Below are 13,742 nucleotides of genomic sequence, written 5' to 3' on the forward strand. Positions count from 1 at the left end.
GGAGACCAAGGATGCGTCTGAAAGCCGTCACCGCCTGCGCCGGCCTGTTCGCCGGCGTACTCGTCGGACTGTCACCATCGGCCGCACACGCCGCGCCCACGCGGTACGAGGCCGAAACCTCTCCGGCGGTCTGCACCGGCACGATCGACTCCAACCACGCCGGGTTCTCCGGCAGCGGCTTCTGCAACGGCACCAACACCACAGGCGCCCACGCCCAGTTCACGGTGAACGCCTCCGCGGCGGGTACGGCGACGCTGGCCGTGCGGTTCGCCAGCGGCACCAGCAGCAGCCGTCCCGCCGACCTGACCGTCAACGGTACGACCGTGCAGTCGGTGTCGTTCGAAGGCACAGGCGCGTGGAGCACCTGGGTCACCAAGACCATGACCGTCTCGGTGAACTCGGGCAGCAACACCATCCGGTTCAACCCCACCAGCAGCGCCGGCCTGCCGAACATCGACTACATCGACGTGGAAGCGGGCGGCACGACGCAGCCGCCGGGCGACACGCTGTACGTGGCGCCGAACGGCACGGACAGCGCGGCCGGGACAGAGTCGAACCCGACGACGCTCACGTCCGCGATCACCCGCATCGCGGCCGGCGGCACGATCTACATGCGCGGCGGGCGGTACGACTTCTCGCAGACGGTCACCATCGCGGCGGGCAACGACGGCACCTCAGGCGCCCGCAAGAAGCTGTCCGCCTACCCGGGTGAGACGCCGGTGCTGAACTTCTCGGCCCAGAGCGAGGATCCGGCGAACCGCGGGCTTGCCGTGGGCGGGTCGTTCTGGCACATCTACGGCATCGTCGTCGAGCGCGCCGGTGACAACGGGATCCTCCTCGCCGGTAACAACAACATCATCGAACGCACCGTGACGCGCTTCAACCGCGACTCGGGCCTGCAGCTCTCGCGGCTGGTGGCCGGGGCGCCGCGGGAGCAGTGGCCGTCCAACAACCTCATCCTGAGCGCGGTGTCGCACGACAACGCCGACTCCGACGGCGAGGACGCCGACGGCTTCGCCCCGAAGCTCACCGTGGGACCCGGCAACGTCTTCCGCTACACCGTCTCGCACAACAACATCGACGACGGCTACGACCTGTTCACCAAGACCGACACCGGCCCCATCGGTGCGGTGACCATCGAGGACTCCCTCGCCTACGACAACGGCACCCTCAGCAACGGCGGCCAGGCCGGCAACGGCGACCGCAACGGCTACAAGCTCGGCGGCGAGGACATCGGCGTCAACCACGTCATCCAGCGCAACATCGCCCACGGCAACGGCAAGCACGGGTTCACCTACAACCGCAACCTCGGCACGATGACGGTGTCGAGCAACGTCAGCATCGGCAACGAGGAACGCAACTTCAATTTCGACGGCGGCTCCTCGGTGTTCCGCAACAACACCTCCTGCGACAGCGGATCGAACGACAGGATCATCGGCAACGCCGACAGCTCCAACCAGTTCTGGTCCGGCTCGAACGGCTCCCGCTGCTCCTCCTACAGCGGCGCCCTGGCCTGGTCCTTCGCCGCGGACGGCCGGCTGGTCGTGACCTTCGGCGGCACACCGGTCACGCCGTAACAGCCTCCGCCCGCCCGGCCGGCGCAGCGCGCCAGGGCGGAGGGCCGGCTCCCCGCCCAGCCGCCGACCTGGGCCAGGAGCCTTGCGCCAGCGCGACGGCCGCCACCATCACCGCGGCGGCGGCCGTCGCCCAGCCGGCCATCGTCCCCGGCTCATGTGGGCGAACCTCGCCCGCACCGCTCGCGCTACGGGAGGCGTGTCTCTTCCGTTGACGCGATCGGCCTCGTCGTCTCCCCGCGGGCCTCGCTCGGGGTGAGGCCGAACCTGGCGCGGAAGAGGCGGGCGAAGTGCGCCTGGCTGGAGAAGCCCCACCGGTGCGCGACGTCGGCGATCGTGGTCTGCCGCGCCCCGGGCCCGGTGAGCTCCTGATGCGCCCGGACCAGGCGCCGCTCCATGACGTACCGCGCCGGCGACCTACCGGTCGACTCGAAGATCCGCGCCAGATGCCGTACGGAGATGCCCATGACCCCGGCCACCTGGGAGGCTCCGAGACAGGGGTCGTGCAGGTGGCGCTCGATGTAGTCCTCGGCCACGATGAGCTGCGACCGGTAGGCGTCGGGCCCCGTGCGCCCGCCCGTACGCTCCTCGGCGAGCTGCCCGAGCAGGTCGAGCACGGCACGTTCGGCCTCGCCGGACTCGCCGGAGTCGTGCCTGTCACGCAAGGCGGCCAGCCCGCCGAGCAGGGAGCTCAGCGCGGCCACGAGCGCGCCCTCCCGCGCCGTGCCTCGCCCGAACAGCATCGGCCCGGGCAGCCCGCCCCCCACGCACGCCTGCGCGAACAGGTCACGTGGCACGTCCACCAGGATCTGCCGCATGGAGGAGGAGAACCCGAACAGGTACGGCCTGCGCGTGTCGTAGACGACCAGCTCGCCCGCCGTGGCCGCGAGGCAGCCGTTCTCGTGCAGGAACACCGCATCCCCCTTGACCAGCAGGGTCGCGAACACCGAGTCCTTGGGCGTCGACCTGACCGTCTGCGGGCTGCGCTCGATGGCGTGGGCGTTGCCGGCGATCTCGGCCAGGCGCAGCCCGCCCAGCTCGATGTTGGTCTGCCTGGCCAGCAGGCCGGCCTCGGAATAGGAGGTGCAGGACAGGCCCACCAGCGCCCTGCGGTTGTAGTCCTCCCAGTAATGGATGCGCTCGGCGGGCTCGACGTGCTCGGTGGTGGCTCGGGAGATCACGGAGAGGGCGGACATGCGACCTCCTGGTGTACGTGCATGTCAGGGGAGACTCAGCTTAGGTGACGGGTCACACCGCCAGGTAGCCTCCGTCCACGGGGACGACCGCGCCGGTGACGTACGAGGCCGCCGGCGAGCACAGGAACGCCACCACCGAGGCCACCTCGCGAGGCTGCCCGAGGCGTCCGGCCGGGATGCGGGCCAGGACCCGGGCCGTGGCCCCGGGGTCGTCGAGCACGCCCCGGGCCAGCGGGGTGATCACGAAGCCGGGCGCGACGGCGTTGACTCTGATGCCGTCGGCGGCGTACTCGGCCGCCAGCGACTTGGTGAGCTGGGAGACGCCGCCCTTGCTCGCGCTGTAGGCGGGCCGGTCCCGGCTGCCGGAGAAGGCGAACATGGACGAGACGTTCACGATGGCGCCGCCGTTCTCGGCCAGGGACGGGCGGGCGGCCTGGCAGGCGACCATGACGGCGGTGAGGTTGATCTCGATGACCCGCTGCCAGCGGGCGAGATCGTACTCCTCGCGGTCGTGGCTGACGCCCGCGCAGTTCACCAGGACGTCCAGCGGCTCGCCCGCGGACAGCAGGCCGGTCAGCCCGGCGCGATCCAGCACGTCGTGCTCCACCACGCGGACGCGCGGGTGGCGGGGCAGGTCGGCGGGGTCGGCGGGCGGCAGGCCGAGCGCGGTCACGTCGGCGCCCGACTGGGCGAGGAGCACGGCCGTGGCCGCACCGATCCCCGAGGTGCCCCCGGTCACGAACGCCCGCCGCCCCGCGAACCCCCCGCTCACCGGCCCTGCTCCCCAGGTCGTACCAGCACTTTCACCTGCTCCTGTCCGCGCGACAGCGCCTCGAATCCGTCACGTACGACGTGCTCCAGCGAGATGGTGGAGGTGACGATCCCGGCCAGGTCCACGCCCTCCTCGGCCACCATGCGGATCAGCTCCGGATAGACGTCGCGGTAGCCCACGCTGGTCATGATCGTCTGCTCGTTGTTCACCAGGGCGAAGGCGTCCACACTGACCGTGCCTGTCAGGCCGAGGAACATCACCCGCCCGCCCCGCCTGGTGGCGGCCAGGCAGGCGCGCAGGGTGTCGTCCGAGCCGACCGCCTCGAACGAGACGTCCACCCCCTCGCCGCCGGCCAGATCGGCCAGGTCCGCGCCGGTCTCGGCGGCTCCCAGGCGCAGGGCCATCCCGCGGCGAGCCGCGGACCGGTCGGCGGCGACGACGAGCCCGGCGCCGTACCGGGCGGCGAACTGGGTCACGAGCAGCCCGATCGGGCCCAGGCCGAGGACGGCGACGCTCTCGCCGGGGCGGATCCCGGCCCGCCGCACCGCGTGCAGGGCGACGGCGGCCGGCTCGAACACCGCCGCCTGCTCCAGGGAGACCGACTCGGGCAGCCGGTGCAGCATGTACGCGGGCACGGTGGCGTGCTCGGCCAGCCCGCCGTGTCCCATGAGTCCCGCGAACCCGAAGTGCCGGCAGATGTTGTACTGCCCTGCCAGACAGCGCGGGCAGCGACCGCACCGGTAATGCGGCTCCACCGCCACCCGGTCGCCTGGGAGGAGGCCGGTGACACCGCTGCCGATCTCGGTGACGGTGCCGCAGAACTCGTGCCCCAGGATGAGCGGAGCGGCCACGCCGGATTCCGGATGTGCCTTGCCCACGGGGACGGCGTGCGGCCCGTCGGCGTATTCATGAAGGTCGCTGCCGCAGATCCCGCAGTAGGCCACCTCGATCGCTACCTCGCCGGGGCCGGGTGGCGTCACCGGGACGTCCTCGACGCGGACGTCACCCGCTCCGTACCAGAGCGCCGCCCTCATGCGGCCGCCCGGCGGCGCAGCACGGCGGGAGCCGTCTCCTTCAGCGCGAAGCACAGCGCCACCACCACCAGCGCGCCACCCGCGGCGATGAACATCGCGGCCTGCAGCCCCCACTGGTCGGCCGCCCAGCCCGCGACCATCGGCCCGAGGAAGCCGCCGGCCAGCTCGCCCACACCCATGATCACGCCGAGCGCCGTGGCCAGCGCGCCGCGCGGCACCGTCTCGGCCGGGATCGTGGCCATGAACAGCGTGAAGCAGCCGAGCCCGGTGTAGGTGACCACCATGATCGCGCCGAGCAGCACAGGGCTCTCGACGTAGACCACGGCGAGCGGGCAGCACACCGCCAGTGCCGTGAACCCGATCAGCGCCGCCTTGCGTCCGATCCGGTCGGAGAGGGCCGGAGTCACGAAGCCCCACAACACCCACGCCACCCCCAAACAGGTCATGACGCCGCTCATCGTGCCGGGGCTGAAGCCCTTGACCTCGGTGAGGTAGGTCGGGGTGAAGGTGATGATGGTGACGAACCAGGTGAGGTAGCAGCAGGCGATGAGCATGCAGACGACGATGTTGCGCAGCTTGAGCACCTCACCCAGCGGCACCTTGACCGCCGCCGCCTGCGGTGCCTCGGCCTGCGCCCGCGGAGACCGCTCGCGTACGAACCTCCAGATGAGCGCGGCCATGATCAAACCAGGGATGATCGTGACGTAGAAGGCGACGCGCCAGTCGTAGGTCTCGGCGATCCACACCACGACCAGCGGCGCCAGGATGCCGCCGAGCAGCCCCGCCGACGAGCCCTGCAGCAGGCCCATGTTGAGGCCCCGGCGGCTCTCCCTGGACGCCTCCACCATCAGCGACTGCGCCATCGGCAGCACCGCGCCCTCGGCCGTGCCCATCAGCGCCCGCGCCACGAGCAGCCCGGCGAATCCGCCCATGAGCCCGGACGAGGCGGAGAACAGCGAGAACAGCACCACGGCCACGATCAGAATCGGCTTGCGCCGGCCGAGCGCGTCGGACAGGCGGCCGGCGAACATGCCGGCCAGCGCCCAGGTGAGCGCGAGCACGCCGGACAGGGTGCCGAGTTCGGCGTTGGACAGGCCGAAGTCCTTGTCCATGTACGGCGCCAGGAACGACAGCGCCTGGCGGTCGAAGAAGACGAAACCGAAGGACAGGAAGAGGATGACGAGCAGGCGGATCTCGTACCGGTCGGCCGCGCGGGCGTCCGGCGCCGCAGTCGTGTCAGTCATGACGTTCTCACTTCAAGGGGGGGTGCGCCGCGGTTCAGCGGAACAGGGAGTTGACGTAGTCGGCGCCGATCCCGACCTGCTCGTAGTGCTCGCGGCACATCTTGATGTAGTCGTGCACGTCGAAGAAGCCGTCGGGCTCGCCGTGCTCGTCCAGCCAGATGAGCGGGCCCTTGACGATGAAGAACGTCTTCATCGGCTCGTCGCTGTCGTAGGCGACCAGCGTGTGCCCCTCGCCCGGGGCCTCGTAGACGAAGTCGCCCGCGGTCGCGGTCCAGGGCCGCTCCAGGTAGCCCCACTTGCCGGAGATCGTGTACGCGAACACCTCGTGCGGATGGTAGTGCCGGTTGACCAGCCCCGCCTCCTTGGCCCGCAGGATGTCGGCCCAGCTGTTGTCCTTGACGTTGATCCACAGCGGGCGGGAGCCGACGGTCTCGGTGAACGGCACGTAGTAGCGGTCGTCGTCCGTGGCCACCTTGGACAGGTAGACCTCGGGCAGGGCGTCGGGGCGGAAGGAGTTCTCGATCGGCTTGAGGTCCTTCCAGAACTCTCCGGTGGGCATGTCGGGCATGTGAACGGCCCCTTTCGTCGCTTGTTTCCCGGAAGTGAATCCTGGAGGGGCCGGTGCCGTCTTTCCCGTGGGGGACCCGGCCGCTTGCAGATTCCGGACATCCGCCGGTGGCGGGCACCATCGGGTTCGCCTCTGCCCGGCACGGTCACGACGTTCGGGCAGGCGGCATCGAGGTCCTTCACGCATGCCAACGAGACCGCCGGCCACCGGTGGTCAGCCGGTCGAGCTCCGGGCGCACCTCTCGCGGACCGGACGGATCAAGCTCGATTGCCCGTGAAGCCGGCGACCACCAGCGGCAGCGCCTTGCGGACGGTCTGGTTGTGATCCACGTTGCCCGCGTCGGTGAGGGTCTGCGTGGCGCCGTGGGAACGCAGCTGACGCTGGCAGTACAGCGCGTTGTCGTACGCGACGTCCGTGTCTCCCTTGGCGTGATGCAGGCGGACCGGAACAGCCGGCTTCCAGTTGCAGGTGGAGTCGAGCGCGGTCAGCAGCTCCTTCAGCTTGCCGGTCGGCTTGCGGACCCTGTCCAGGAACTGCGCGGTGAACAACTTCTCGGACGTCGGCGGCAGCGCCTGGGCGATCTGCGCGGCCTGGTGGTCGCCGTCGAAGAGCTTCTCCGCCTGCTTGTCGTACGGGGCGCGGAAGACCTCGCTCGGCGTGCGGTAGATGTCGGCGAAGCGGTCCGCCGAGATCACGAAGTAGGCCAGGTAGAGCGAGGCCATTCGAATCCTGTCGTCCGCCGCGGCGGCTTCGAAGGAACTCAGGTCGAACGGGCCGGCGATCGGAGCGAGGCCGCCCAGCCGGAAGTACGGGTCCTGATCCTGCTGCAGGAAGCGCCCCACCATCATGGTCGCGGGACCGCCCTGTGAGAAGCCGCTGACCAGCACGCGCGAGTCGAGCCGGCGCTGGTGGTCCCCGGCGAAGGCGCGGGTCGCGCGCAGGGCGTCCACCGGGGCGGAGACCGTGGTCTCCGGATCTCCGTAGGTGTGGTGGCCGGGCCCCGTGCCCAGGCCGAGATAGTCAGGTGCGGACACCGCATGCCCGGCCCCCGCGAACAGCAGCGCCGCGGCGCGGTCGGTGGATCTCGCGTTCACCGAGGCCACATCGCCCCGGTAGACGGTGGTGCCGTGCAACCAGGAGACGACCCGCAGGGTGCGCCGGCTGTCGTCGGGCAGGGCGACCAACTGGCTGGCGGTGGTGGGCCGGCCCTTGGCATCGACGGTGCGATAGACCACGCGGTAGGCACTGGCCCCGTACTTCACCTGCGCCGCATCGATGCCGGTCGCCTTGAGCCGCTCGACGATCTGGTCCTTGTCCAGCTTCTCCACCTGGGTCGCGGAGACCACGGCGCCGCGCGCCACAGTCTGTGCGGTCGCGGTCCCCGCGGGGATCAGCACGGTGAGGCAGCCCAGGGCGAGAGCGCCGGTCACGATGACTCGAGGAAATGTCATGTCCGAAACACTAGATATGGTCGCACCGGGCAGCATTGCCGCTGCCACCCTGGTTCCTGGTGGTGCCGGCCCTACCTCGTGACCCGTTCTCCTGTCGCGGACGACGAGGGGGGGATGTGCCCTTCGAAGTGGCCGTTTCCGGCAGCGGCAGCGGTTGCCCGGTCCGTCGCCGGTCGGCCAGGGGCTGTGGCCGGGATGGGGTCAGTCGGTGAGCGCCCGGGCCACTGCGTCGCGGAGAACGTCGCCCGGAGTGGTCACCTGATCTGCTACCTCCCTGTACTTCGCGTACTGGAGGGGGTCTTCACCCCAGGCGCGCAGGGTGGTAACGGTCGGTTCGCTGGCGTGCCAGCACGCGCGGAAGAGCCGCTCGGCGAGGTCACCAGGCAAGCGGACGTAGATTCGCTCGGGCCAGGCGTGGCTACGGGTTCCCTGCCACGGGCCGGACCGGGGCGCGCTCGGGGGTGGGGCCGGCCATGAGTGGTCCCAGCCTCGTTCGGCGAGTTCGGCGCGTACGGCGTGCGTCACGAGCACATCGATGGTGTCACACAGTGCCCCGGCCTCGCGCAGCTCACGCAGGTGGGCCTGGACCTGAGCTCGGGCGCCGGCCCGGATCTCGGCCGGCGCACGCCGGGGGACCTTCCAGCGGGGGTCGGCGAGGAGTTCGCGCCGCCTTTCCTTCTCCTCATCCATCCGGGCGGCGAGGCGCTTCCGCGTGCCGTGCGGGACGCCCGCGCTCATCCGGGTCGTGTCAGGCATGGTTCCATGATCAGGGTGGAGCTCAAGTGGTGCAAACCACCGCATGTCCCTCCCCGGCGCCACCCCCGACACCGCCATCACCGACACCGCCATCACCGACACGGCCGTCACCGCCGCGACCCTCGCCGACGCGCGCCCGCCTGGCGCGGCGCCGGCGGCAGCACGCCGGCCGGTGAGGAACACCCAGCCGCCGTGGCGGCGGCCCGGTAGGCGGCCAGAATCCGCGGCGCAGGCGCTGCCACCTCGGTGACAGCGCCTGGCAGCATCAGGACCGGGAACGGGGCCGGTCAGCGGGAGACCGACCAGTAGAAGTTGGGGGTGTAGCCGTCGTCGTGCAGGACGGTGTACTCGTTGGGGATGTTGCCGTAGACGGGCCGGATGGCGTCACTGGTGGTGTAGGAGACGAACTTGACGGTGCGCCAGTCACCGATGCGGTCGGGCTCGGCCCGCCACAGGAACTCGTCGCCGCTGCTGCAGGTCTTGACGACGGCACTGGGCAGGCCTTCGACCCAGCCGCCGGGAACGGCGCACTTGTTGGACTTGGCGTTGCGCATGCGGAACCAGACGTAGCCGTGCCGCGTTTGCGCTTCTTCGAAGAACCATTCGTTGGCCGGAGGGATCACGCCGCCCTCCCAGGCGAGCAGGCGGCAGAAGCCGTCGACGCACGAGGGGTCTGAATAGTACTCGTGGATGAGGTAGCCGCTGGTCTTGACGTTCTCGACCACATGGCGGCGGCCGTCGTCGACGAACGGCGGGTAGATGGACGGCTGGGGGAAGGGCGCGGCGAGGGCCGGTATGGGCTGGGTGGCGCGGCCGGGGGCGGCGTCTGCTGGTGCGCTGACGATCAGGAGCGCGCCGCTGAGCGCAAGCGCCGCGAGCGCGGCCGGGAGAGCGAACCTTGTGCGTAGTGATCTCATGGGCGTTTCCCTTTCAGGTGTGCGAGATGATGTGGCCTTCGTTGCCGCGGGTGCGCCCGCGCGGGGTGGTAGCGGCCGAAGGGGTCGTGGCCGAGGGGGCGCGGGATGGCGGCGGGGTGAGCTGGTGGCCGGAGGACGCCGCAGGCAGGCGGCAGCCGCGGCTGGGCGGAGGACGGGCACGGCAACGCGGGGCCGGGAAGGTCAGCGGCTGCGGCGCAGGGAGACCGCGCGGCATGCGGGGACAGTCCTGCGGCCGCAAAGGGTGTAGCGAAGGGGGAGATGCATGATCGTCCAGCCAAATCTGATTACCTTTTGCAATCGAACTGCTACTTTAAGTAATCACTGCTGCTCATGGCGGAGAAGTAGCGGCGAAGTGACAGCGGTATGGCGGATCGGTCCGCGCGAGAATACGCGCAGCCGGGCAGGGCGAAGCTGAGCGCCTCCCTCGGGGGTCTCAGCAGCGCGGGTGGCCCCTGCGGTCTTCCGCTCGCGAACCGCTCGCCGCGGGGGGGTGGACCTGCAACGGAACCAGCTCGTACGGCAAGCGTCTTCCAGCGGCCGGCGCGGGCCCCGCACACCTCAGCCACATCGGGCCGTCGGAGATCGCCGCGGCCACGATCCGAGGTGACCGCCACCGCCCAGCCACAAGACGGGGGGATCACGTGACCGGCCGCTCGCCAATCTGGGCAGCTGGGGACAAGCTCAGGCGAAGGACGCAGGCCAGGCGGCTCGGCGGCGTCCTCAGGACGGATGGAAAAACATGACATAGGACGTCGGGTTTCGGATCGATCCTGGGTTCACCGGTCGGCATCGATGTGGGCAGGACCGGGCCCATGGACAGACAAGGACCGCAGTGCGCGAAACACCAGAAGACCTCCAAGAGCTTCAAGCTCTCCTGGACGCCTCGCTCTCCCGCTCCACCTCGCACCTCCGCTCGATCATCAACACCGAGCGCACACTGACCGCGGAGCAACTCACCCAGGTCCTCACCGGCATGTGCACCCTCGCACTGTCCACCGTGACGGCGAAGGGCGAGCCGCGGATCAGCGGCGTGGACGGGCACTTCCTGCACGGAAAGTGGCACTTCGGCACGGCGCGAGGCGCAGCCAAGGCCCGCCATCTCGCCGCCCGCCCCGCCATCAGCGCCGCGCACCTGCGCGGGGAGGACCTGGGCGTGTTCACACACGGCACGGTGGAGATCCTCAACCCCCAGCACGGCGAACGGGCCGCAGACTGGCCGGACCTGCTCGCCTACTTCAAGGACTTCTACGGCGACGACTTCTTCGACTGGGACAACGACGTGGTCTACTACCGGCTGCAACCGCACTGGATGACCGTCTACGCCCCCGACGCCGACAAGCTCACCGCGGCGTCCCGGCCCTGACCCGCAGCACGGCCGGCATCGAGACCGGCCGCGTGCTGAGAGACCTGGTGAAGCGGCCGCTGAACGCCATGGTGACGAGCGGCCGCCACGTAGTGGCGTGATCGGTTTTGTTCGGCATGGGCGGGGTGCCTGTCCGCCCATGTTCTGCTGTGTTGCGAGAGGATGGATGAAGGTTGACCGCGTTCGTACGGGACGTTGCGAGTATGGGGTGCGAGACCATCGAGGTGGTGGGGGCTCGTACCAACAATCTGCGGGACGTGTCGGTGAGCATCCCCAAGGGGCGGCTCATCGCCTTCACCGGAGTGAGCGGCAGCGGCAAGACCTCGCTGGCCGTCGACACCCTGCACAACGAGGCCCAGCTGCGGTATCTGGAGGGACTTTCGCCGTTCGTGCGGCAGTACATCACCCAGCGCAATCGGCCGAAGGTCGACCGCATCCTGGGACTCGGCGCCACGCTCGCGGTCGACCAGCGCCGGCTGAACCGCAACCCCCGGTCCACGGTCGCGACCATCACCGGCATCGACGGGCATCTGGGGCTGCTGTACTCGCGCCTTCCCGGGATCGGCGCGGACCCGGCGGCGGAAGGCAGGGGCGGGCAGCTGACGACCGCTCATTTCGACCGCAACACGCCGGAAGGGAGCTGTGCGGACTGCCACGGGGTGGGCGGGCGCTGGCAGGCGCAGGAGGACCTGGTCATCACCCATCCGGAGCTCCCGCTCTTCGAGGGGGCCTCGCCCTGGTACGCGAAGTGGCGGTCGGGGGAGCACGCGTTCGTGCCGGCGCTCGCCGAGAAGCGGGGTGTGGACCTCGGCCGGCCGTGGCAGTCGCTGCCCGAGGAGTTCCGCCGCTGTGTGCTGTACGGCACGGGTGAGGAGAAGGTCGAGGCCACCGTTGACGTGTCGAACAGGAAGGAGACGGTTTCGGTGACCTACACCTCGAGCCAGCCGCTGCGGGGCGCGCTCGCCGAGGTGGAGCGGGTGTTCGTGAACGCCCAGACCTCCAGCGCCAAGCAGCGCTACCTGCCGTACATGCGTAAGCAGCCGTGCGGCACCTGCGGCGGCAGCGGGTACGACCAGGTGGCTCGGTCCGTGCGGCTCGGCGGGCTGACCTATCCCGGCCTGATCGAGGTGGAAGTACGGCAGGTGCGCAGCTGGGCGAAGCGCGTGGCGGACGACCTGGACGCCCGGCAGCGTGAGGTGGGTGAGCCGCTGCTGCAGGACCTGGGCCGCAGGCTCGGGATCCTCGAGCGGCTCGGCCTGGCCCATCTCCAGCTGTCGCGGAGTGCGGCGACGCTGTCCAGAGGTGAGTTGCAGCGAACCAGGCTCGCCGCGCAGCTCAGTACCGAGCTGAGCGGCGTCGTCTTCGTCCTGGACGAGCCCGGGACCGGGCTGCATCCGGCGGACAAGGCGCACCTGCTCGACATCGCCCTGGAGCTACGCCAGGCCGGCAACACGGTGCTCCTGGTCGAGCACGACCCTGAACTGATCGCCCGGGCCGACTGGGTGATCGATATGGGGCCCGGTGCGGGCCGCCTCGGCGGTGAGATCCTGGTGTCGGGGCCTCCCGCCGACGTGGCCGCCCACCCGACGTCGCTGACCGGACGCCATCTGGCCGGTGAGGGTCCGCGGCTGCGCCGGACCCGCCGTCCGGCCGGGGACGACACCGGGTGGGTGGAGTTGCACGGCCTGCGTGCGCACAACGTGACCGCGGACCTGGTGCGTTTCCCCGCCGGTCGGTTCACCTGCCTGACCGGGGTGAGCGGCAGCGGCAAGAGCAGCCTGCTCGGCGCGCTCGCGGTGAGTGTGGAGGCCGCCCTGAACGGGACGACGACCGACACGGTGCGGCAGGTGACCGGCCTGGAGGGGTTCGACTGGGTCGCCGTCGTCGATCAGGAACCGCTCGGGCGGACGCCTCGGTCCAACCCGGCCACCTACAGCAAGGCGTTCGACATTGTCCGCAAGCTGTTCGCCCAGACCGACGTGGCGCGCGGACGTGGCGTCAACGCCTCCTGGTTCAGCTTCAACACCGCGGGTGGCGGCCGTTGCGAAACCTGCACCGGTTATGGCCGCAAGCTGGTCGACATGCACTTCCTGCCGGATGTGTGGGTGGTCTGCGACGCGTGCGAGGGCCGGCGCTACAAGCCGGAGGCTTTGGAGATCAGGTATCAGGGGTTGGCCATCGACCAGGTGCTGGAGCTGACTGTCGCCGAGGCGGTGGAGCAGTTCTCCGAACCCCGGCAACTCGCGGAAATTCTGGGAGCCCTGAACCAGGTGGGGCTTGGCTATCTCCAGCTCGGCCAGAGCGCCACAGAGTTGTCCGGCGGCGAGGCGCAGCGGCTGAAGCTGGCGTCCACGATCCAGCGCGGTGCCGCGGGCCGCATGGCCGGCCTGGTCGTTCTCGACGAACCCGTCTCGGGCCTGCACCCGTCTGACATTCAGCGTGTGGTGGATGCGCTCGATGTGTTGCTCGACTCGGGCAACACCGTGGTCGTGGCCGAACACGACATCCCCGTCGCCGCGTCCGCGGACTGGGTGATCGACCTGGGGCCGGGAGCCGGTCCGGACGGGGGTGCGGTGATCGCGGAGGGCACCCCGGACGCCGTCGCGACCGCGGACACCCCGACCGCCGGCTTCTTCCGGCGGTACGCGGCGGGCCTGCCGCTCCTGGAAATGCGAGAAGGCGCGCGCTGCTGAGGGGCGGGGCGCGTCTCGCGTCACGTCCCGCACTGTCGTCCGCGCCCTCTCCAAGGACGAGCGCCCGCGCCTGAGCTCGGTGCCGGAGCGCTGCGGGCATCTGGCCTCCGCCGGCCAACATGTCTGCGCAGACCTGCGGAAACCCCCGCTACG

11 protein-coding genes are annotated in these 13,742 nt (G+C 70.3%); 3 read left to right on the forward strand and 8 right to left on the reverse strand.

All coding sequences use genetic code 11. From position 1 onward, the window contains the following. Positions 1–11: 11 nt before the first annotated feature. Positions 12–1,577: a carbohydrate-binding protein gene (locus ACBJ32_RS32210; RefSeq protein WP_375129929.1), complete on the forward strand. Its 1,566-nt coding sequence runs from the start codon at positions 12–14 to the stop codon at positions 1,575–1,577. A 185-nt stretch (positions 1,578–1,762) separates the two neighbouring features. Here ACBJ32_RS32210 and ACBJ32_RS32215 read toward each other — a convergent pair whose 3' ends face one another. The 8 genes from ACBJ32_RS32215 to ACBJ32_RS32250 all read right to left on the reverse strand — a co-directional run bounded on the left by ACBJ32_RS32215 (position 1,763) and on the right by ACBJ32_RS32250 (position 9,512). Next, positions 1,763–2,770, reverse strand: a complete 1,008-nt coding sequence (locus ACBJ32_RS32215) for a helix-turn-helix domain-containing protein (protein ID WP_375129930.1) — start codon at positions 2,768–2,770, stop codon at positions 1,763–1,765. A gap of 52 nt (positions 2,771–2,822) precedes the next feature. Beyond that, positions 2,823–3,542: an SDR family NAD(P)-dependent oxidoreductase gene (locus ACBJ32_RS32220; RefSeq protein ID WP_375129931.1), complete on the reverse strand. Its 720-nt coding sequence runs from the start codon at positions 3,540–3,542 to the stop codon at positions 2,823–2,825. Continuing rightward, the gene (locus ACBJ32_RS32225; protein WP_375129932.1) at positions 3,539–4,576 is read right to left on the reverse strand and encodes a 2,3-butanediol dehydrogenase; all 1,038 of its coding nucleotides are present in this window, start codon (positions 4,574–4,576) and stop codon (positions 3,539–3,541) included. The genes ACBJ32_RS32220 and ACBJ32_RS32225 overlap by 4 nt, the downstream gene beginning before the upstream one ends. Next, a complete protein-coding gene (locus tag ACBJ32_RS32230) occupies positions 4,573–5,820 on the reverse strand; it encodes an MFS transporter (RefSeq protein ID WP_375129933.1) in 1,248 nt (415 codons plus the stop codon). Before ACBJ32_RS32230 ends, ACBJ32_RS32225 begins: the two co-directional genes overlap by 4 nt. 34 nt (positions 5,821–5,854) lie before the next feature. After that, positions 5,855–6,388 (reverse strand): 2,4'-dihydroxyacetophenone dioxygenase family protein, encoded by a 534-nt coding sequence (locus ACBJ32_RS32235; RefSeq protein WP_375129934.1) that lies wholly within the window; start codon positions 6,386–6,388, stop codon positions 5,855–5,857. 257 nt (positions 6,389–6,645) lie between these two features. Continuing rightward, the gene (locus ACBJ32_RS32240) at positions 6,646–7,839 is read right to left on the reverse strand and encodes a lipase family protein (protein WP_375129935.1); all 1,194 of its coding nucleotides are present in this window, start codon (positions 7,837–7,839) and stop codon (positions 6,646–6,648) included. 201 nt (positions 7,840–8,040) lie between these two features. Continuing rightward, a complete protein-coding gene (locus tag ACBJ32_RS32245; RefSeq protein WP_375129936.1) occupies positions 8,041–8,595 on the reverse strand; it encodes a hypothetical protein in 555 nt (184 codons plus the stop codon). 287 nt (positions 8,596–8,882) lie between these two features. After that, positions 8,883–9,512 carry an RICIN domain-containing protein gene (locus ACBJ32_RS32250; protein ID WP_375129937.1) on the reverse strand — a complete coding sequence of 210 codons (630 nt, stop codon included), beginning with the start codon at positions 9,510–9,512 and terminating at the stop codon, positions 8,883–8,885. A gap of 853 nt (positions 9,513–10,365) precedes the next feature. On the opposite strand from ACBJ32_RS32250, the gene ACBJ32_RS32255 reads away from it, so the two are divergent. Together ACBJ32_RS32255 and ACBJ32_RS32260 are read left to right on the forward strand one after the other, a co-directional pair. After that, positions 10,366–10,896 carry a pyridoxamine 5'-phosphate oxidase family protein gene (locus tag ACBJ32_RS32255; protein WP_375129938.1) on the forward strand — a complete coding sequence of 177 codons (531 nt, stop codon included), beginning with the start codon at positions 10,366–10,368 and terminating at the stop codon, positions 10,894–10,896. Between the two features lie 203 nt (positions 10,897–11,099). Next, a complete protein-coding gene (locus ACBJ32_RS32260; protein ID WP_375129939.1) occupies positions 11,100–13,589 on the forward strand; it encodes an excinuclease ABC subunit UvrA in 2,490 nt (829 codons plus the stop codon). Positions 13,590–13,742: the final 153 nt, after the last annotated feature.

This window comes from Nonomuraea sp. GTA35 (assembly GCF_041950525.1).
Taxonomy (GTDB): Bacteria; Actinomycetota; Actinomycetes; order Streptosporangiales; family Streptosporangiaceae; genus Nonomuraea.

What these genes read in the sequence shown, in the direction of transcription:
- ACBJ32_RS32260 (WP_375129939.1), top strand. Translation starts at nt 11,100, where the DNA reads ATGGGGTGCGAGACCATCGAGGTGGTGGGGGCTCGTACCAACAATCTG.
- ACBJ32_RS32230 (WP_375129933.1), bottom strand. Translation starts at nt 5,820, where the DNA reads ATGACTGACACGACTGCGGCGCCGGACGCCCGCGCGGCCGACCGGTAC.
- ACBJ32_RS32215 (WP_375129930.1), bottom strand. Translation starts at nt 2,770, where the DNA reads ATGTCCGCCCTCTCCGTGATCTCCCGAGCCACCACCGAGCACGTCGAG.
- ACBJ32_RS32235 (WP_375129934.1), bottom strand. Translation starts at nt 6,388, where the DNA reads ATGCCCGACATGCCCACCGGAGAGTTCTGGAAGGACCTCAAGCCGATC.
- ACBJ32_RS32225 (WP_375129932.1), bottom strand. Translation starts at nt 4,576, where the DNA reads ATGAGGGCGGCGCTCTGGTACGGAGCGGGTGACGTCCGCGTCGAGGAC.
- ACBJ32_RS32245 (WP_375129936.1), bottom strand. Translation starts at nt 8,595, where the DNA reads ATGCCTGACACGACCCGGATGAGCGCGGGCGTCCCGCACGGCACGCGG.
- ACBJ32_RS32240 (WP_375129935.1), bottom strand. Translation starts at nt 7,839, where the DNA reads ATGACATTTCCTCGAGTCATCGTGACCGGCGCTCTCGCCCTGGGCTGC.
- ACBJ32_RS32250 (WP_375129937.1), bottom strand. Translation starts at nt 9,512, where the DNA reads ATGAGATCACTACGCACAAGGTTCGCTCTCCCGGCCGCGCTCGCGGCG.
- ACBJ32_RS32210 (WP_375129929.1), top strand. Translation starts at nt 12, where the DNA reads ATGCGTCTGAAAGCCGTCACCGCCTGCGCCGGCCTGTTCGCCGGCGTA.